This window comes from Streptomyces sp. Ru71 (assembly GCF_002920535.1).
In the GTDB taxonomy this organism is placed as follows: Bacteria; Actinomycetota; Actinomycetes; order Streptomycetales; family Streptomycetaceae; genus Streptomyces.
Map to the genome: position 1 here is coordinate 118,442 of NZ_PQSS01000003.1, position 18,088 is coordinate 136,529.

Sequence of the window (18,088 nt, forward strand, 5' to 3'; positions counted from 1 at the left end):
TACCGTCGGCCCATGACCGGGACGACGACCCTCTACCGCCCCACCGGCCCCGAGGAGCTGGCCCTCGTCGAGGCGTCCGGGTGGACGGCGTGGCCGCCCCGCCTGCCGGAGCAGCCGATCTTCTATCCGGTGCTGAACGAGGACTACGCCGTCCGCATCGCACGGGACTGGAACGTGCCCGCCTCCGGGTCCGGGTTCGTCACCCGGTTCGAGGTGGACTCGGCGTTCCTGGAGCGCTACCCGGTGCGGCAGGCGGGCGGGGAGACGATCCTGGAGCTGTGGGTACCGGCTCAGGAGCTGGCGGAGTTCAACGCGCACATCGTGGGGCGCATCGAGGTCGTGCACGCCTTCCATGGCGACGACCGCCCCTGACGCCGGCGTTCCGGGCCGGCGTATGAGTGCCTGGACCGCGGGGCTGCTGCTGGCCGCGGTGAGCGTGCTGCTCGGCTGCCGGGCCGCCGACACCGACGCCGTCACCCCCGTGCCCCAGCTGCTGGCGTTCCTGCCCTGGCTGCTCGCGCCGGCCGGCGCCGGGCTGCTGCTGGCCCTGCTGGGGCGGTGGTGGACCGGTGCGGTGTGGGCCGTGGCCCTGCTGGGCCTGCTCGCCTGGTTCACCGGGCCGTACGGCAAGGACAGCGAGCCGGCCGGGGAGCCCGTGGCCTCCTTCCGTGTCCTGACCGCCAACGTGCAGTTGGGCTGGGCCACCGATGCCCTGGTGACCGCCGTGCGCCGGGAGAAGCCGGACGTGGTGTTCGTCCAGGAGTGCGACACCGTCCGCTGCGACACGGTCCTGCGGCGGGAATTCAGCGGCACCTTCCCCCACCGCCAGGCCGTGGACGGCGCCGGCTCCCAGGGCTCGGTCATCCTCAGCCGCTTCCCGCTCACCGCCACCCCCGGCGTCCCCGGCACCATGGGCATGCCCGGCGCGGTCGCCGACGTCCAGGGCCACGCCGTACGGCTGCAGCTCGCGCACCCCATGCCGCCGCTGCTGGGCCGGCTCGGCCCGTGGCGCCGCGAACTGGGGCGGCTGCGCGACCTGGCCGCCGCCGCCCGGGGCACCGCCACCGTCCTCGCCGGGGACTTCAACGCCTCCCAGGACCACGCCGCCTTCCGCCGCATCCTCGACACCGGCCTGTACGACGCCGCCCGGCTCGCCGGGCACGACCGCGCCCCGAGCTGGCCGTCCCGCACCACGCCCGGCTTCGGCACCCAGATCGACCATGTGCTGCTGTCCCCGGACTTCTCCGTCACCCGGGCCCGCTTCCTGCACCTGCCCGGCAGCGACCACCGCGCCCTCGTCACCGACGTCACCCTGCACCGCCGGTGATAATGAGCCATGTCCGTCAGCCTGTCCCCTCCCCCCTGGCTGGTGGAGACCCTGCGCCCGCAGCGGGCCCCGGTCAACCGGGCCGCCGTCGTCCGGGCCGCCGTCGCCATGGCGCTGCCCCTCGCGATCGGCCTCGCGGCCGGCCGTCCCGCCTACGGGGCGCTCGCGTCCATGGGCGCCCTGTCCGGGGTCATCGGCGACACCGCCGACGCCTACCGGATGCGCGTCCTCACCATCGCCGTCCCGCAGCTCTTCGGCGCCGTCGGCATCACCGTCGGTGCGGCGGTGTACGGGCACGGCTGGCTCGCCGTCGTCGCCGTCACCGGCGTCGCCCTGGCCTCCGGGATGATCTCGACGATCGGCGCCGTCGCCTCCGTGTCCGGGCTGCTGCTCCTGCTCAACGCCGTCGTCGGCGCCGGACTGCCCATGCCGGGCCCCTGGTGGCTGGCGCCGGTGCTGATGACCGGCGGCGGGCTGCTGGTGCTGCTGCTCGCCCTGCTCGGCTGGCCGCTGCGCTCCGGCGTGCCCGAGCGGACGGCGGTCGCCGCCGCCTACCGCGCGGTCGCCGACCTGCTCGCCGCGAGCGGCGACCACGACGCGTACGGACCGGCCCGGCAGGCCGTCACCCGGGCCCTCGACCACGCCTACGACCTCGTCCTGGCCCGCCGCACCCGCCACCACGGCCGCAGCCGCGACCTCACCCGGCTGATCGCCCAGCTCAACGCCGTCACCCCGGTCGTGGAGGCCGCGCCCGCCGCCCACCTCGCCGGCACCCCGCTGCCCGGCAGCGTGCCGCAGGCCGCCCGCCGGCTCGCCGACGCCGTCGCCGAGGGCCGCACCGATCCGCTGCCCCTGGACCTGCCCGAACCCGCCGACGAGACCGGACGCGCCGTCGACCACGCGCTGCGGCACGCAGCCGAGGTCGTCACCGCGCCCGACGTCGACCCGCGCGGCATCGACGACCGCCTCGGCCGGCCCGCCGCCCTCGGCATCCGCGCGGCCCGCGCCGCCCGCACCGTCATCCTGTCCGCCCACTCCTGGCGCTACGGCCTGCGGCTCGCGCTGTGCATCGGGCTCGCTCAGGTGCTGGTGTCGACCGTGGCCGTGCCCCGCTCCTACTGGGTCGCGCTGACCATCACCTTCGTGATGAAGCCCGACTTCGGCTCGGTCTTCTCCCGCGCCCTGCTGCGCGCCCTCGGTACCGTCGCCGGTCTGGTGATCGCCGCCGCCGTCCTCTCCGAGGTGCCCCGCGGCTGGTGGGACGTGGCCGTCATGGCGGTGCTCGCCCCGCTGATCCCTGCGCTCACCCCGCGCGGCTACGGCTACCAGACCGCCGCGATCACACCGGTGATCCTGCTGCTGTCCGACATCCTCAACCACCAGGGCACCGCCCTGCTGCTGCCCCGCCTCGTCGACTCCCTGATCGGCTGCGGCATCGCCCTCGTCGTCGGCTATCTGCTGTGGCCGGACAGCTGGCACACCCGGGTCGGCGACCGCCTCGCCGACGCCGTCGCCGACACGGCCCGCTATGTGGAGTGCGCGTTCGGCACCGACGGCGATCCGGCCGCCCGCGCCCGTATGCGCCGCCGCCTCTACCGCGACCTGTCCGTCATCCGTACGGACTTCCAGCGCGCCCTGACCGAACCCCCGCCCATCGGGCGCCGCGCGGCCGCCTGGTGGCCGCTGGTCGTGGCGGTGGAGCGGATCGTGGACGCGACGACCGCCGCCCGGGTCCGCGTCCGCCACGGCGCACCCGGACCCCACCCGGCCGAGATAGGCCAGGTCACCCTGCAACTGCGGGAGCTGTCCGAGGGACTGAGGGACACCGAGGTGCTCCACCCGGTCCGCACCGACCTCACCGGGCCGGCCGACAGCGTGCTGGAGCCGGTGCGCCAGGAGGTGGCGGCGGCCCGGGCCATCGCCGGCCCGCACTGAAGCCGTCCGTGCCCAGGGTGCGTCGATGTTTCACGTGAAACGGCGACGCGGGCCGCCCTGTGCAGGTGGGCGGCCCGCGTCCCGGTGGGGGGTGGGATCAAGCGTTACCGGGCGGTCTTGTGGAGCGCCTTGTCGAGGGCCGCGGCGAAGCCGTAGGCCCACAGCTGGTTCACACGCGAGCGCTCCGTCGCGTTCGGGTAGGGGTTCGTGCAGGACGGGCCGGGGCCACCGCCCGACATCAGCTCACTGCACGGACCCGAGTAGTGGTCCGGCAGACCGAGGACGTGCCCCGTCTCGTGCGCGGTCACGCGGGTGGAGTCGTACTGCTGGTTCTGCCGGTAGTCGAGGAAGATGTAGCCGCTGCCGTGGCCGTCCGTGGAGGCGTAGGACCCGCGCGAGTCGTTGCCCTCGTAGTAGGCGAAGTCGGCGTTCGAGCCGGCCGCGAGTCTGACGTTGGACACCGAGCTGTTCCATATCTGCGCGGCGCGGGATATCTGCGCGCTGAACGACGGCGCCCCGGAGGGGTCGTAGACGACGGTGACGGCGGCGGTGCTGCTCGGGTTCGCGGCGCGCTTGGCGGCGACGGACTTCACCACGGCCTCGAAGAAGGCCTGGTTGGCCTTCGCCTCGGCGGCCGAGCCGGTGTAGCCCTGGTACTGCTGCGGCGCCGGAGAGGCGGTGGCCAGACCCGGGGCAGCGAGGGAAAGGGCCACGGCGGTGGCCGCCGTGAGGGCGGACAGGGGCAGACGCAGACGCATCGATGACTCCTAGGGTGGGGGATGAGTCACTTGCCACCCGTGAGTGTCGATGCCGCTGCGGCGCCTGTGATGATGGCAACCGCGGATAGCCCCGCCCTATCACCGCCGAACCGGCCCTTTTGCGCCGGTAGTTGAACCCCTGGTGAAACCCTGGCTTCCGCTTTACTCTCCGGGAGCATGGAGCTCGATGTGAGGCACCTCCGCGCGGTGTGCGCCATCGCGGACACCGGCAGCCTGCACCGGGCAGCACGCCAACTCGGTGTGTCACAGCCCTCGTTGAGCGCCCAGCTGCGCCGCATCGAACAGGAGCTGGGCGGCTCCCTGTTCCTGCGGGAACGCACCGGCTGCCGCCCCACCCCGCTCGGCCGGCTCGTGCTCAGCCGGGCCCGCCCCCTCGTCGCCGACCTGCGCTCCCTGGTCGCCGAGGCCCGCGCCGCCGCCGTGGGCGGACCGCACCTGCGCCTCGGCTCCACCGCCAGCCGCGCCCTGCCCGGCTGGCTGCGCCGGCTGCGGCAGAGCCGGCAGGAACCCAGCCTGCACATGGACGTCTCGCCCAACGCCCTGCTGCGCATGGTCGCCGACGGCCAGCTCGACGTGGCGTTCGTGCACGAGGTCGAGGGCTGCCCGCTGCGCGTCCCCGAGGGGCTGCGCACCCGTGTCCTGGTCGAGCGCGAGCCGCAGTTCGTGTCCCTGCCGGCCGACCACCCGGCCGCCGCGAAACCCGTCGTCGACCTCGCCGACCTGGCCGGGGACCGCTGGATGGTCGACCCCACGGTCGACGGCGAGTCGGACGCCGTCCACCGTATGCTGCGGCTGGCCGGTCTGAGCCCGCGCATCCTGCACGGCGACTACCACACCGCCGCCTCCCTGGTGGCCACCGGCGAGGTCGTCACCGTCTGCCAGCCCACGTCCCTGTCCCGCCCCGAGTCCGCCGTACGCCGCCTGCGGGGCGACCCGCTGGGCGTACGGCTGCTGCTCGCGGCCCGTACGGAGACCGAACTGGACGGGGTGTGCCCGGCCCTTCAGGAGGCGTACTGGGAGGCGGCGCGTCAGTCCCCGGCGTACCGGGAGTGGCTGGAAGGCACCGCCTCCGCGCTCGCGCTGTCGGAGGCGTGAGCCGTCAGACGCCGATGTCCTGGCCGTCGGCCCGCCACACGGCCACGACCGCCGGGCGGACGATCTTCCCGGGGCCGTCGGGCCAGGTGCTGGCCGGCTTCTCCACGGACGCCCCGTCGATTTCGCCCGGGTGCTGCACGGCGACGAGCACCCGCCGGTCCTGCACCAGCGGCCCGCATGTCTCGGCGCCGGTCGGCACGGTCAGGAACTGCTTCAGCTCACCGCGCCGCTCACCCCGGGTGGCCACGCCGAACAGGCCGTCGTGCGAGCCGAGCTGGTTGCCGTCGGTGGAGATCCACAGGTTGCCGTGCGGGTCGAAGGCCACGTTGTCCGGGCAGGAGATCGGGCTGACCCGGTCCTTGGGGAACCCGGCGAAGTAGGTCGCGGGGTCGGCCGGGTCCCCGGCGACGAGGAACAGTGACCAGCCGAAGGACGTGGCGTCCGCCCGGTTGCGCCGCTCGGTGAGTTCGAGGATGTGCCCGTGCTTGTTGCTGTTGCGCGGGTTGGCCTCGTCGGCCGGCGCGTAACCGTTCTTGCCGCGGTTGGAGTTGTTGGTGAGGGCGACGTACACCTTGCCGGTGTGCGGGGAGGGCTGGATGTCCTCGGGCCGGTCCATCTTCGTCGCGCCCACCTTGTCGCCGGCGAGCCGGGTGAAGACGAACACCTCCTCGGCGGTCATCCCCTCCACGTGCGAGATCGCACCGTCGGCGGTGGCGGTGGCCAGCGGGATCCACTCCCCGCTCCCGTCGAACTCGCCATCGGCGGGGAGCTTGCCGCTGCCGTCGATGTCGGCGGCCGGCGAGTCACCGGTGAGCCTGGCGACGTAGAGGGTGCCCTCGTCGAGCAGCGAGAGATTGTGCTCCCGCGCGGCGCGCGAGCCGCCGTGCCGCATCCGCTTGCTGCCGACGAACTTGTAGAAGTAGTCGAACCGCTCGTCGTCACCGGTGTAGACGACGGGCCGCCCGTCCTCGGTGAGCCGCACGGTGGCGGCCTCGTGCTTGAAGCGCCCGAGCGCGGTGTGCTTGCGCGGCGTGGAGTCGGGGTCGTACGGGTCGAACTCCACCACGTACCCGAACCGGTGCACCTCGTTGGGCTCCTGCGCGAGGTCGAAGCGCTTGTCGAAGCGTTCCCACTTGCGCTCGGTGGCCCCGGTCCCGATGCCGTAGCGCTTGTCGGTGGCGCGGCTGCCGTTCGCGAAGTACTGGTTGAAGTTCTCCTCGCCGTGCAGGGTCGTCCCCCACGGCGTGGTCCCGCCGGAGCAGTTGTTGAGCGTGCCGAGAACGGTACGGCCGGCGGGGTCGGCGGAGGTCTTGAGCAGGTCGGACCCGGCGGCGGGCCCGGTCAGCCGGAACGGGGTGGTGGCGGTGACGCGCCGGTTGAGGTGATGCCGGGAAACGGCGGTCAGCCTCCCGGTGCCGCGGTCCTCCTCCACGACGACGGCGGACAGCCCGTGTGCCGCCCAGGCGACCTCGACCTGCTCCCGGGTCGGGTTCTCCGGGTCGTAACCACGGAACATGAGCACCTCGTCGGTGTACTCGTGGTTGGCGACGAGGAGCTGCCGGTGCCGCTCACCGGGGAGGGGCAGCAGGGCGAGAAAGTCGTTGTTGTACCCGAACTGCCCGGCCTGAGCCTGCGCGGTCTGCTTCTCCGGGTCGAAGGCGGGCGCCCCGCGCAGAATGGGCTCGCCCCAGCGGATGACGACGTTCTGCCGGTAGCCCTCGGGGACGGTGACCTGGTCGGCGGTGTTGGGCGCGACGGGGGAGAAGCGCAGCCCGCGAGCGGCGCGGCCGTGCTGCGCGGCGGCGGCCGGCTGGGCGGCGGCCGGCTGCGGGACCGCGAGCGCGGCACCGCCGGCCGCGGCGGCCACGGTGACGACGGCGGCGGCACGCAGGGCGCTGCGGCGGCTGAGGGCACCGGCGATGACATCACCGACGTACTCGTTGCCGCTGGTGTTGGGCACCTCGTGGAAACAGGCGTCGCCACACCGGAACCGGCACGTCAGGGCGGAACGCCCACCCGGGTGCGAAACGGACGGTGTCCCTATGAGCGGCAGCGGCTTGCGCACTTTACTCTCCCCTTGCGTTCCCTTGGCGTGAACGTGACGGTAGGGGTGTGCGTGTGCGGAAGCGCTGCGACCGGATGAACGAAGGGTGAACCCGCGTCGTCCGTCGGGGTGTTGACACGGGGATGTCCGCCCTGCTCACCCCTCCCCAAGATCACCCCTCGGGGCCGCTAACCTTACGTGTCCGTCCTGGCCAGGGATCGACGGGCACCAACTCACGCGAAGGGTTGCGCACATGGGCATTCTCACTCTCCTGCGGAACGCGTTCGGCCGATCACGCAAGGCACGCACGGCCGAGGCAGAGAGTGCGGAACCGACGGCGACGCGGGAGTCCACGGAGCCGACGAAGACCGCGCCGGAACCGGCCCGCCCGGAGCCGGCCACGCAGGAACCGACCACGCCCGAGCCCACGGAAGCGACGGATTCCGGCCACCCGGAACCGACCACCGCGACGGCAAGCGCGACGCAGGACCCCACCCCCCGCATCCCGGAGCCCCGCCCGGCGCTCCGCGACACCCACGAACTGGTGGTAGCGGCCTTCGACCACGTAACGGTCCCCAGGCCCACCCGCCCGACGGACCAGCCGGAGGAAGAGCCCCTCACCCAAGAAACGGCGCAGCCGGAGCCGACGCTCACCGAGGAGAAGTCCCCGGAGGAGCCGCCGGCCGCGGAGGCCGAGCCGGCGAAGGCCCAGGAACCGGCAGAGGAAGAGCCGGCGGCCGCCGAGGAGAAGCCGGCGGAAGAGCCGACGACCGCCGAAGAGGAGGCCGCGGAAGAGCCCGCGGTCGCCGAAGAGGAGACCGCGGAAGAGCCGACGGCCGCCGAGGCCGCGGAAGAGCCGACGATCGCCGAGGACAAGCCGACGGAGGCCCACGAACCGGCGGAGCCGGAACCGGCGGCCGCCGTGGAGGAGCCCGCGGAAGGGCCGACGGCCGCCGAGGAGAAGCCTGCGGAAGAGCCCGCGGTCGACGAAGACGAGACCGCGGAAGAACCCGCGGTCGCCGAAGAGGAGCCGGCGAAGGAAGAGCCGGTCGCGGAGGAGGAGCCGGCGCAGCCGGCTGACGCCCCCGAGCCCGCAGCCGCCGACGGCGAGGACACCCCACAGGGGCCACTCGCACCCGACAACGAATCCCGCACGGGTGGTGCGGGTGGGAACGAGACGGCCGAAGGCGAAGCCGAGGCCGAGCCCACAGCCCCCGAACCCGCGGCCGCCGACGGCGAGGACGCCCCGCAGGGGAACGACACGGCCGAAGGCGGAGCCGAGGCCGAAGCCCCCGAAAACGACGACCCCGCCCCCAAGCCCGCCGTCCCCCTCACCCGCGTCAAGGCCACCGCCCCCACCCTGACCACCGCCTACAAGGCCGCCACCGCCGCCCTCAAGAAGCACGACCTCACCGGCACCCGAGCCAAGGTCTACCTCGTCCTCGACCGCTCCGCGAGCATGCGCCCGTACTACAAGGACGGCTCCGCCCAGGCCCTCGCCGAGCAGACCCTCGCTCTCGCCGCCCACCTCGACCCCGAGGCCACGCTCCAGGTCGTCTTCTTCTCCACGGAGGTGGACGGCACCGGCGAGCTCACCCTCACCGACCACGAGAACAAGATCGACGAGCTGCACGCCGGCCTCGGCCGCATGGGCCGCACCAGCTACCACGCCGCGGTCCAGCAGGTGATCGACCTGCACGGCAAGACGCAGGACCCCACCGGCCCCGCCCTCGTCGTCTTCCAGACCGACGGCGCCCCGGACGCGAAGACCCCCGCCACCCAGTCCCTCACGGACGCGGCGAAGAACCACCCCGCCCTCTTCTTCTCCTTCGTCGCCTTCGGTGAGCACGACAACAAGGCCTTCGACTACCTCCGCAAGCTGAAGACCGAGAACACGTCCTTCTTCCATGCCGGCCCCACCCCCCGCGAGCTCACCGACAAGGAGCTCTACGAGGGCGTACTGGCCACCTGGCGCCCGTGACGCGACCGGGGGGTGGACGGAACCGCTCCGTCCACCCCCCGAAACGCGTGTGAGTCGATCTTCACCGGGCCAGTAGGATTTCGACCATGGCGGCCACTGGATCCGAGAAGCAGGCGGGGAAGGCGTACTACGTCTCCACGCCCATCTACTACGTCAACGACGCTCCTCACCTGGGCCACGCCTACACGACCGTTGCAGGGGACGTGCTCACGCGCTGGCACCGTCAGCGCGGCGAGAAGGTGTGGTACCTCACCGGCACGGACGAGCACGGTCAGAAGATCATGCGCACGGCCGAGGCGAACGGGGTGACGCCCCAGCAGTGGGCGGACAAGCTCGTCACCGAGGCCTGGAAGCCTCTCTGGGAGCACCTGGAGATCGCGAACGACGACTTCATCCGCACCACGCAGAAGCGGCACACCGACCGCGTCCAGGAGTTCGTGCAGGACCTGTACGACAAGGGCGAGATCTACAAGGGCGGCTACGAGGGCCCGTACTGCGTGGGCTGCGAGGAGTACAAGCTCCCTGGTGAGCTGCTCGACGGCGAGGGCGAGTACGCGGGTCAGAAGCTCTGCCCGATCCACAAGAAGCCGGTGGAGATCCTCAGCGAGGAGAACTACTTCTTCAAGCTGAGCGAGTACACCGACAAGCTCCTCGCCCACTACGAGGCGAACCCCGGCTTCATCCAGCCGGAGTCCGCGCGTAACGAGGTGCTGAACTTCGTCCGACAGGGCTTGCAGGACCTGTCGATCTCCCGCTCCACCTTCGACTGGGGCATCCCGATCCCGTGGGATGCCAAGCACGTGATCTACGTGTGGGTCGACGCGCTGCTGAACTACGCCACGGCCGTCGGCTACAACGAGAACCCGGAGAAGTTCGAGGCCACCTTCCCGGCCGACGTGCACCTCGTCGGAAAGGACATCCTCCGCTTCCACGCGGTGATCTGGCCGGCCATGCTGATGGCACAGGGTCTGCCGCTGCCGAAGAAGATCGCCGCGAACGGCTGGCTGATGGTCGGCGGCGAGAAGATGTCGAAGTCCAACCTGACCGGCATCAAGCCGCAGGACCTGACCTCGCACTTCGGCGTGGACGCCTACCGCTGGTACTTCCTGCGCGCGATCGCCTTCGGCCAGGACGGCTCGTTCTCCTGGGAGGACTTCTCCGCCCGGTACACCTCCGAGCTGGCCAACGACTACGGCAACCTCGCCTCCCGTGTGGCGGCCATGGTCGGCAAGTACTTCGGCGGCGAGCTGCCCGCGTCCACGGCCGACGGGGACGCCGAGAAGGCGATCCACGACGGCCTGGCCAAGGCGGTGGCCGAGGCCGACCGCAAGATCGGCGAGGAGCTGGACTTCCAGGGCGGCATCCTGGCGGTCTTCGACTTCGTCAAGCAGGTCAACGGCTACATCACCGAGCAGGAGCCCTGGAAGGTCGCCAAGGACGACTCCGAGGAGGGCAAGGCCCGCCTCGCGACGATCCTCTACACGGCCGCCGAGGCCCTGCGCGCCGTCGCCGTGCTGCTCAACCCGGTCATGCCGGAGACCTCGCAGAAGCTGTGGGACTCCCTCGGCGCCGAGGCGTCCCTGGGCGCCCTGGCCGAGCAGCGGGTGCAGGAGGCCGGCGAGTGGGGCCGCCTGCCCGCCGGCACCACGGTCACCAAGGGCGCGGTGCTCTTCCCCCGCCTGGAGGAGAAGCCCACCGCGTGACGCCGTAAGGCCGTGAGGCCCGCAGGACACGCAGGACCGCCCCCGAGGAGCCCCGCTCCCGGGGGCGGTCGGCTTTCCGCACCGGCGCGGCTGCCGGTCCCCCGCCCCCGGCGTCTGACAGCATGTGGCTCCCGTGAACCTCTCCGCACCCCACCAGCGCCTCCTCGGCGACACCGTCACCGCGGGCAGCCCGCACGGGCTGGTCCTGGCCGGCGGGTACGCCCTTGAGGCACACGGCCTGCTGACCCGGCCGCACGCGAACGTCGACGTCGCGACTCAGAGCGGTGAGCCCATGGAGCGCATCGCCGAGGACATCCGTACGGCTCTGGAGGCGCGCGGCCGGCAGGTGCGCACCGCGTCCGTGACCCCGCTGTCGGCGCAGCTGACCGTCACCGACCCGCCCACCGGCGAGGAGTGCGCCCTCGCCCTGCACAAAGAGGCGTTCTGGCATCCGCCGGTGCTCACCGAGGCCGGTCCCACGCTGTCCCTGGAGGACGCGGTCGGCACGAAGATCCGTGCCCTGTACGACCGGGGCGGTGCCGTCGACCTGATCGACGCGCGGGCCGCCGCCGCCCGCTTCGGTTTCCCCGATCTGGAGGAGCTGGGCCGCCGCCATGCCCACGACCCCTTCGACCTGCCCACCCTGCAGTCCCGCCTCACCGGCACCGACTGGTACCCGGACGGCGCCTTCACGGCGTACGGCCTGCCGGCGCAGGAGATCACCGCCCTGCGCGCCTGGGCGCAGCACTGGTCCGACGACATCGCCGAACGTCTTCTGGAGGACGGCGCCTCACCCGATGACGCCGGTGACGCGGACGGGTAGATTGCCCAAGATCGCTGTCACGTTCATCTGGGGGGACCACATGGCACTGTTCGGCAACGCGCACACCATCGACTCGGGCGAGGCCCAGCAGGAGTACGCCCGGCTGCTGGGCAACGGCGAGCAGGTGCACGCCGCCTACCTGCTGATCCGCGACACCATCCTGTTCACCGACCGGCGGCTGATCCTGGTCGACAAGCAGGGCATCACCGGCAAGAAGGTCGAGTACCACTCCATCCCGTACCGCAGCATCACGCACTTCGCGGTGGAGACCGCCGGCACGTTCGACCTGGACGCCGAGCTGAAGATCTGGGTGTCCGGCACGGCCGCCCCGATCGAGAAGACGTTCACCAAGGGCGTCGACATCTACGAGGTCCAGGCGATCCTCACGCAGTTCGTCGCCAAGTGACCTCTGCCCGGTGACACCGAAGGCGCCCGGGACCGACGCGGTCCCGGGCGCCTTCGCGTGGGCGTGCCGCTTACTTCGGCTGCGGCTTGTTCACCGTCAGGTGGAGCTCCTTCAGGCGGGCCGCGTCCAGCTCGGTCGGGGCGCCCATCATCAGGTCCTGGGCGTTGCCGTTGAGCGGGAAGGCGATGGTCTCGCGGATGTTCGGCTCGTCGGCGAGCAGCATGACGATGCGGTCGACGCCGGGGGCGATGCCGCCGTGCGGCGGGGCGCCGAAGCGGAACGCGCGCAGCATGCCGGCGAACTCGCGCTCGGTGACCTCACGGTCGTAGCCGGCGATCTCGAACGCCTTGAGCATGATGTCCGGCTCGTGGTTGCGGATCGCGCCGGAGGACAGCTCGACGCCGTTGCAGACGATGTCGTACTGCCAGGCCAGGATGTCCAGCGGGTCCTGGTTCTCCAAGGCGTCCATGCCGCCCTGCGGCATCGAGAACGGGTTGTGCGAGAAGTCGATCCGGCCGGTCTCCTCGTCCTTCTCGAACATCGGGAAGTCGACGATCCAGCAGAAGCGGAAGACGTTCTCCTCGAAGTGGCCGGCGCGCTTGGCGGCCTCGACGCGGACCGCTCCCATGATCTTGGAGACCTCGTCGAACTCGCCCGCGCCGAAGAACACGGCGTGGCCGGCCTCCAGGCCGAGGCGCTCGGTGAGGACCTTGACGTTCTCCTCGGTGAGGAACTTCGCGATCGGGCCGGACAGCTGGCCGTCCTCGCCGACGCGCACCCACGCCAGGCCCTTGGCGCCCTGCGAGACGGCGTAGTCGCCGAGCTGGTCGAAGAACTTGCGGGGCTGGTCCTGGACGGCCGGGACCGGCAGCGCGCGCACGTGCTTGCCGGCGAACGCCTTGAACTCGCTGCCCTCGAAGACGTCCGTGATGTCGACGAGCTCCAGCTGGGCGCGCAGGTCCGGCTTGTCGGAGCCGTACTTCAGCATCGCCTCGCGGAACGGGATGCGCGGGAAGGGGGACGTCACATGACGGCCGCCGCCGAACTCCTCGAACAGCTCGGTCATCAGCTTCTCGACCGGCTGGAAGACGTCCTCCTGCTCGACGAAGCTCATCTCGATGTCGAGCTGGTAGAACTCGCCCGGCGAGCGGTCGGCGCGGGCGTCCTCGTCGCGGAAGCACGGCGCGATCTGGAAGTAGCGGTCGAAGCCGGAGATCATCAGCAGCTGCTTGAACTGCTGCGGGGCCTGCGGCAGGGCGTAGAACTTGCCCGGGTGCAGGCGGGAGGGCACGACGAAGTCGCGGGCGCCCTCGGGGGAGGTGGCCGTCAGGATGGGGGTGGCCATCTCGTTGAAGCCGAGCGCCGTCATCTTGTGGCGGATGGCGCCGATGACAGCCGTACGCAGCATGATGTTGCGGTGCATGCGCTCGCGGCGCAGGTCCAGGAAGCGGTACTCCAGGCGCCGCTCCTCGTTGACCCCGTCCTCGGTGTTGATCGTGAAGGGCAGGGGCTGGGCCGCACCGAGCAGCTCGACCTCGCCGACCTCGACCTCGATCTCACCGGTCGGCAGGTCCGGGTTCACGTTCTCGGTTCCACGTGAAACAACGCGGCCGTCGACGCGGACCGTGGACTCCTTGGAGACCTTGTCCAGGGCCTCGTACGCCTCGGTGCCGGGGCGGGCCACCAGCTGCGTGATGCCGTAGTGGTCGCGCAGATCGATGAAGAGGATGCCGCCCAGGTCGCGCCGATTGTGCAGCCAGCCACTCAGCCGGACGTCGGTGCCGACGTCAGAGGCGCGGAGCTCGCCGCAGGTGTGGGACCTGTACCGATGCATCGTCGTTCATCCAGTCTTCGCGGATCGGGAATCTCCGGGGCCCGGTGCCCGGACTTTTCAAGGGTACCGGGCACCCCGGGATCGCCTCCCCACCATTACCGCGCGGGCGGTACCGGAGAGCCGCCGGCCGCTGCGCTCGCCTGCTTCGGTGGCATTATGCGAACAGATCTTCTTAAAGTGGGGCAATGCGTACTGGTGAGCCCCTGCCCGCCGTGGAGGAGGTCCTCGCCGCCCTCGCGACCGGCCTGTGGCACTGGGACACCGCAGCCGGGCAGGTCACCGTGGACGCGGAGGCGGCGCGGCTGCTCGGGCTGCCCGCCGAGCCGACCCGGCTGACCGAGGCCCAGGTGCGGGCCCGGCTGCATCCGGTGGACTGGAACGAGATCACCGGCGTGGTCCAGCTCGCGGTCGCCGAGGGCACCCTGGCCGAGGTGCGCATCCGGATCATGGACGAGACGGGCCGGGTGCTGCGCGTGGTGCGCTCCCGCTCCAAGCCGTCCTTCGACCGGGAGAAGAAGGCCTACGAGCTGATCGGCACCCTGCAGGAGGTCACCGAGCCCGCGCCGGGCACCCCGGCCGGCCGCAGCGCGGTCACCGGGGACTGGCGGCGCTCCCGGGAGGCGTTCCTGCTGGACGCGGGCCGCGCGCTGGCCGAGGCCCGCTCCACGGCCGAGGTGCTGCGGGTGGCGGCGGGACTGTCGATGCCCGGGTTCTCACCAGACGGCCTCGCGGTGTTCGGGATATCGGGCGACCGGCTGACCATCATCGGCCACCACGGGCAGCAGCCCGGCGACGAGGGACCGTTCGTCCACATGGCGCTGGAGACGGACTACCCGGCCGCCGAGGTGGTGCGCACCGGCCGCGCGGTGTACCTCTCCTCCCCGGAGGAGTACAAGGCGCGCTACCCGCTGACCTGGCCGCTCGCCCAGCGCTTCAACCGGCAGTCGTGGGCCTTCCTGCCGCTGACCGTCGCCGGACGCACCATGGGCGCCTGGATGGCCGCGTTCACCTATCCGGTCGCCTTCACCCCCGACGAGCGGTCCGTGCTGACCACGGTGGCGCGGATGCTCGCCCAGGCCCTGTCCCGGGCCGGCGCCGCCGAGACCGAGCGGGAACTGACCGACGGACTGCAGCGCTCGATGCTGCCGGTGATCGGCCCGAAGATCCCCGGCATGAGCATCGCCGCCCGCTATGTGCCGACCGGCGGTGGGCTCCAGGTCGGCGGCGACTGGTACGACATGATCCCGCTGCCCGGCGGCTCACCGGCCGGCTCGGACCGGTTCGCGCTGGTCATGGGCGATGTACAGGGCCACGACGTACGCGCCGCCGGGCTGATGGGCCAGCTGCGCACGGCGCTGCGCGCCTACGCCGCCGAGGGCCACCGGCCCGACGCGGTGCTCTCCCGCGCCTCCCGCTTCCTGCACGGCATCACACACACCGAGGACCCCGGTGAGCTGCGCTTCGCGACCTGTCTGTACGTCGAGGTCGACCCGGCGACCGGGACCGTGGAGGGCGCGCGGGCCGGGCACATGGACCCGGCGGTGCGCATGCCCGACGGCACGGTGCTGCACCGGCCCACGGCCGGGGGGCTCCCCCTCGGCATCGACCCCGACAGCGACTACCCGACGACCCGGTTCACCCTGCACCCCGGCGAGACGCTGCTGCTGTGCACCGACGGCCTGATCGAGACCGGCGGCCACGACCTGGACTCCGGCTGGAACCGGGTGCGGGAGATCATGGAGGCCCACGACGGCGACCTGGACGCCCTCGCCGACGCCCTGGTCCAGGCCGTGCACGGCCCCTCCTCGCACCACACCACCGGCCCGCTCACCGACCGCCGCGAGGACGACATCGCCCTGGTCCTGCTCGGCCGGCACCCGGCGGGCGCGGACGGCGCCGTCGCCGTACGGCCGCCGGTCAGGCGCTCGGTGCTCACCGTCGCGCAGGCCGAGCCGGAGCGGATCGCCACGGCCCGGCAGCAGCTGCGCGAGCTCCTGCACGACTGGCCCTCGCCGGACCAGGTCGACTCGGCGGTGCTGCTGGTCTCCGAGATGCTCACCAACGTCCTGGTGCACACCGACGCCGACGCCCTGCTGATCGCCGAGGTCGCCGGAGCGCCCGGCGAGCGCCGCATCCGGGTGGAGGTCGCCGACACCAGCGACGACCTGCCGCACAAGCGCCGCCCCGGCGAGCTGGCGTCCTCCGGGCGCGGCCTGGTGCTGATGGAGCTGCTCGCCGACACCTGGGGCGTGGCACCGCGCGGGGAGGGCAAGAGCATCTGGTTCGAGCTGGGCGAGAAGAGCGGCGGCGGGGAGGACACCGACACCGACGCGCTCCTGGACGCGCTGGCGGTGGACGAGGTGATCGACTGAGGTACGGCCGGGCCCGGCAACCTCGGCCGACATCGACTGAAGGCGCGGCCGGCCCCGGAAACCACACCCGGGAACCGCCCCGCGCGGCTCGCTCCTCAGCGCCCGGCACTCCCGATGGGTCAGCGCCCCGGCACCCCCGATGGTCAGCGCCCCGGCACATCCGATCGCTCCGCCTCGGACCGCTCGGGTCCGGACTCGGTCGCCGGTGCCCGTCCGCCCGGATGGCGCAGGGCGCAGAGCCAGCCGATGCCGAGGGCGACCGCCATGCCGTAGAACACCCACTGGTTGGCCTCGGCGAAGTCCCCGCGGATCGCGGACATCGCGGCGCGCATGGTCGTGGCGAGCGGCCCGCCGCCGGTCGGGGCGGAGGAGTCCGGGTTGCCGGTGACCGCCTCCGCCACGTCCCCGGCCGCCGAGCGTGCCGCGTCCGGCGGCATCCCGCGTCCGCGCAGGGTGTCGGTGACGTGGTCGGTCATGGCGTGGGTCAGCAGGGTGCCGTAGACCGCCAGTCCGATGCTCGCCGCGTAGTTGCGCACGGTCTGGGTGATGCCGGTGACCTCACCGTAGGACGCGCCGATCGCGCGGTTGACGGCGTCCGTCGAGGCCGGCGCCAGGATGAAGCCGATGCCGGCACCCGCGAGCGCGGCGTAGGGCCACTGGTCGTGCATGGACAGGTCGGTCAGCTTCCCCGCCCACAGCGCGAAGCCGACGGCGCCGACCACACACCCCGTCTTCATCGCCGGGCGCGCTCCCCGCCGGTCCAGGATGCGGCCGCCCCACTGGGAGGCGATGGCGAAGCCGGCGAAGAAGTACAGCAGGTACAGCGCGGCCTGCTGCGGGGAGGCGCTCAGCGAGACCTGGGCGTAGACGGAGGCGAAGAAGAACACCGGGACGAACGCCAGCATCGCGAAGAACAGCACCAGCGTGTCGACGGTGAAGGCACGGTCGCGGAAGACCGCGAGGTTGATCAGCGGGTGGCGGGTCCGCAGCTGGAGGCGGCAGAAGACCGCCAGCACCACCAGGCCGCCGACGATGCAGGCCCAGGTCGCCCCGGAGTCCCAGCCCCAGGTGGCGGCCTGCTGGAAGCCGAGCACGCTCAGTCCCATGCCGACGGCGATCAGCACCGCACCGGGCACGTCCAGCCGCTCGTCGCGGCGGTGCGCCGGGATGCGGGCGAGCGCGGTCAGGGCGAGCGCCACGACGGCGACGGGCACGTTGACCCAGAAGATGGCCCGCCAGGTCCAGGCGGTCAGCCAGCCGCCGAGCAGCGGCCCGAGCGCGGTCAGGGCGCCGGTGAGGCCGAAGAACAGGGCGAGGGCCCGCCCGCGCCGCTCGACGGGGAAGACGGCCACGACCACGGCGAGCGCCGCCGGGAACAGCAGTGCCGCCCCCAGCCCCTGGGTGGCCCGGAAGACGACGAGCCAGGCCAGCGGGGAGCCGCCGGAGGGCACACAGCCGCACAGCACCGAGGAGACGACGAAGACGAGCGTGCCCACGACCACGATCCGGCGCGGCCCGAACAGGTCGGCGAGGCGCCCGCCGAGGGCGAAGAAGGCCGCGAGGGCGAGCAGATAGGCGTTGACCACCCACTGCATTCCCGAGCTGGTCAGATGGAGTTCGGAGACGATGTTCGGGGCGGCGATCGACACGATCGTCTGGTCGATGAACGTCATCGCCACGGCACACATCATGGCCGCGAGCGCCAGCGGCTGGGAGGCCGCACGCCCGGCGCCGACCGCGCCCTGGTCCCGTCTCGTGCGCGTTCCGCTCATCCGATCAGTCTGCGCCG

The 18,088-nt window shown here is 72.2% G+C and carries 13 protein-coding genes; 9 read left to right on the forward strand and 4 right to left on the reverse strand.

From position 1 onward, the window contains the following. Positions 1-12 precede the first annotated feature (12 nt). The 3 genes from C3489_RS03040 to C3489_RS03050 are packed head-to-tail and all read left to right on the forward strand — an operon-like array spanning position 13 to position 3,262. Entirely contained in the window at positions 13-372 is a 360-nt protein-coding gene (locus C3489_RS03040; RefSeq protein ID WP_103779550.1) for an ADP-ribosylation/crystallin J1, read from the forward strand. After that, complete coding sequence (locus C3489_RS03045) at positions 353-1,327, forward strand: endonuclease/exonuclease/phosphatase family protein (RefSeq protein ID WP_103779552.1); 975 nt, start codon at positions 353-355, stop codon at positions 1,325-1,327. Before C3489_RS03040 ends, C3489_RS03045 begins: the two co-directional genes overlap by 20 nt. Before the next feature lie 9 nt (positions 1,328-1,336). Then, a complete protein-coding gene (locus C3489_RS03050) occupies positions 1,337-3,262 on the forward strand; it encodes an FUSC family protein (protein ID WP_103779554.1) in 1,926 nt (641 codons plus the stop codon). 104 nt (positions 3,263-3,366) lie between these two features. Here C3489_RS03050 and snpA read toward each other — a convergent pair whose 3' ends face one another. Then, positions 3,367-4,020 carry a snapalysin gene (gene snpA, locus C3489_RS03055; RefSeq protein ID WP_103779556.1) on the reverse strand — a complete coding sequence of 218 codons (654 nt, stop codon included), beginning with the start codon at positions 4,018-4,020 and terminating at the stop codon, positions 3,367-3,369. Positions 4,021-4,197: 177 nt separating this feature from the next. Here snpA and C3489_RS03060 point away from each other — a divergent pair, with 177 nt between their 5' ends. Then, entirely contained in the window at positions 4,198-5,136 is a 939-nt protein-coding gene (locus tag C3489_RS03060; RefSeq protein ID WP_103779558.1) for a LysR family transcriptional regulator, read from the forward strand. Between the two features lie 4 nt (positions 5,137-5,140). Here the strand turns inward: C3489_RS03060 and C3489_RS03065 are convergent, their stop codons facing one another. Continuing rightward, complete coding sequence (locus C3489_RS03065; protein ID WP_103779560.1) at positions 5,141-7,201, reverse strand: PhoX family phosphatase; 2,061 nt, start codon at positions 7,199-7,201, stop codon at positions 5,141-5,143. 232 nt (positions 7,202-7,433) lie between these two features. Between C3489_RS03065 and C3489_RS03070 the strand changes: the two genes are divergently transcribed. The 4 genes from C3489_RS03070 (at position 7,434) to C3489_RS03085 (ending at position 12,093) form a co-directional block, all read left to right on the forward strand. After that, on the forward strand, positions 7,434-9,161 hold the full coding sequence (locus C3489_RS03070; RefSeq protein WP_103779562.1) for a VWA domain-containing protein: 1,728 nt from the start codon (positions 7,434-7,436) through the stop codon (positions 9,159-9,161). An 86-nt stretch (positions 9,162-9,247) separates the two neighbouring features. Continuing rightward, on the forward strand, positions 9,248-10,864 hold the full coding sequence (metG, locus tag C3489_RS03075) for a methionine--tRNA ligase (protein WP_103779564.1): 1,617 nt from the start codon (positions 9,248-9,250) through the stop codon (positions 10,862-10,864). Between the two features lie 133 nt (positions 10,865-10,997). Next, positions 10,998-11,687 carry a hypothetical protein gene (locus tag C3489_RS03080; RefSeq protein WP_103779566.1) on the forward strand — a complete coding sequence of 230 codons (690 nt, stop codon included), beginning with the start codon at positions 10,998-11,000 and terminating at the stop codon, positions 11,685-11,687. Positions 11,688-11,727: 40 nt separating this feature from the next. Next, positions 11,728-12,093 carry a PH domain-containing protein gene (locus tag C3489_RS03085; RefSeq protein WP_103779806.1) on the forward strand — a complete coding sequence of 122 codons (366 nt, stop codon included), beginning with the start codon at positions 11,728-11,730 and terminating at the stop codon, positions 12,091-12,093. A gap of 70 nt (positions 12,094-12,163) precedes the next feature. Here the strand turns inward: C3489_RS03085 and aspS are convergent, their stop codons facing one another. Further along, positions 12,164-13,927, reverse strand: coding sequence for an aspartate--tRNA ligase (gene aspS / locus C3489_RS03090; RefSeq protein ID WP_103779568.1), 1,764 nt, complete (start codon positions 13,925-13,927; stop codon positions 12,164-12,166). A 185-nt stretch (positions 13,928-14,112) separates the two neighbouring features. Between aspS and C3489_RS03095 the strand changes: the two genes are divergently transcribed. Continuing rightward, positions 14,113-16,299: a SpoIIE family protein phosphatase gene (locus C3489_RS03095; protein ID WP_103779570.1), complete on the forward strand. Its 2,187-nt coding sequence runs from the start codon at positions 14,113-14,115 to the stop codon at positions 16,297-16,299. A gap of 143 nt (positions 16,300-16,442) precedes the next feature. On the opposite strand, the gene C3489_RS03100 is transcribed toward C3489_RS03095, so the two are convergent. Then, entirely contained in the window at positions 16,443-18,071 is a 1,629-nt protein-coding gene (locus C3489_RS03100) for an MFS transporter (protein ID WP_103779572.1), read from the reverse strand. Between the last annotated feature and the right edge of the window lie 17 nt (positions 18,072-18,088).

Coding starts and splice junctions, on each gene's coding strand:
- C3489_RS03060 (WP_103779558.1), top strand. CDS start 4,198: ATGGAGCTCGATGTGAGGCACCTCCGCGCGGTGTGCGCCATCGCGGAC.
- C3489_RS03070 (WP_103779562.1), top strand. CDS start 7,434: ATGGGCATTCTCACTCTCCTGCGGAACGCGTTCGGCCGATCACGCAAG.
- aspS (WP_103779568.1), bottom strand. CDS start 13,927: ATGCATCGGTACAGGTCCCACACCTGCGGCGAGCTCCGCGCCTCTGAC.
- snpA (WP_103779556.1), bottom strand. CDS start 4,020: ATGCGTCTGCGTCTGCCCCTGTCCGCCCTCACGGCGGCCACCGCCGTG.
- C3489_RS03100 (WP_103779572.1), bottom strand. CDS start 18,071: ATGAGCGGAACGCGCACGAGACGGGACCAGGGCGCGGTCGGCGCCGGG.
- C3489_RS03040 (WP_103779550.1), top strand. CDS start 13: ATGACCGGGACGACGACCCTCTACCGCCCCACCGGCCCCGAGGAGCTG.
- C3489_RS03045 (WP_103779552.1), top strand. CDS start 353: ATGGCGACGACCGCCCCTGACGCCGGCGTTCCGGGCCGGCGTATGAGT.
- C3489_RS03050 (WP_103779554.1), top strand. CDS start 1,337: ATGTCCGTCAGCCTGTCCCCTCCCCCCTGGCTGGTGGAGACCCTGCGC.
- metG (WP_103779564.1), top strand. CDS start 9,248: ATGGCGGCCACTGGATCCGAGAAGCAGGCGGGGAAGGCGTACTACGTC.
- C3489_RS03095 (WP_103779570.1), top strand. CDS start 14,113: ATGCGTACTGGTGAGCCCCTGCCCGCCGTGGAGGAGGTCCTCGCCGCC.
- C3489_RS03085 (WP_103779806.1), top strand. CDS start 11,728: ATGGCACTGTTCGGCAACGCGCACACCATCGACTCGGGCGAGGCCCAG.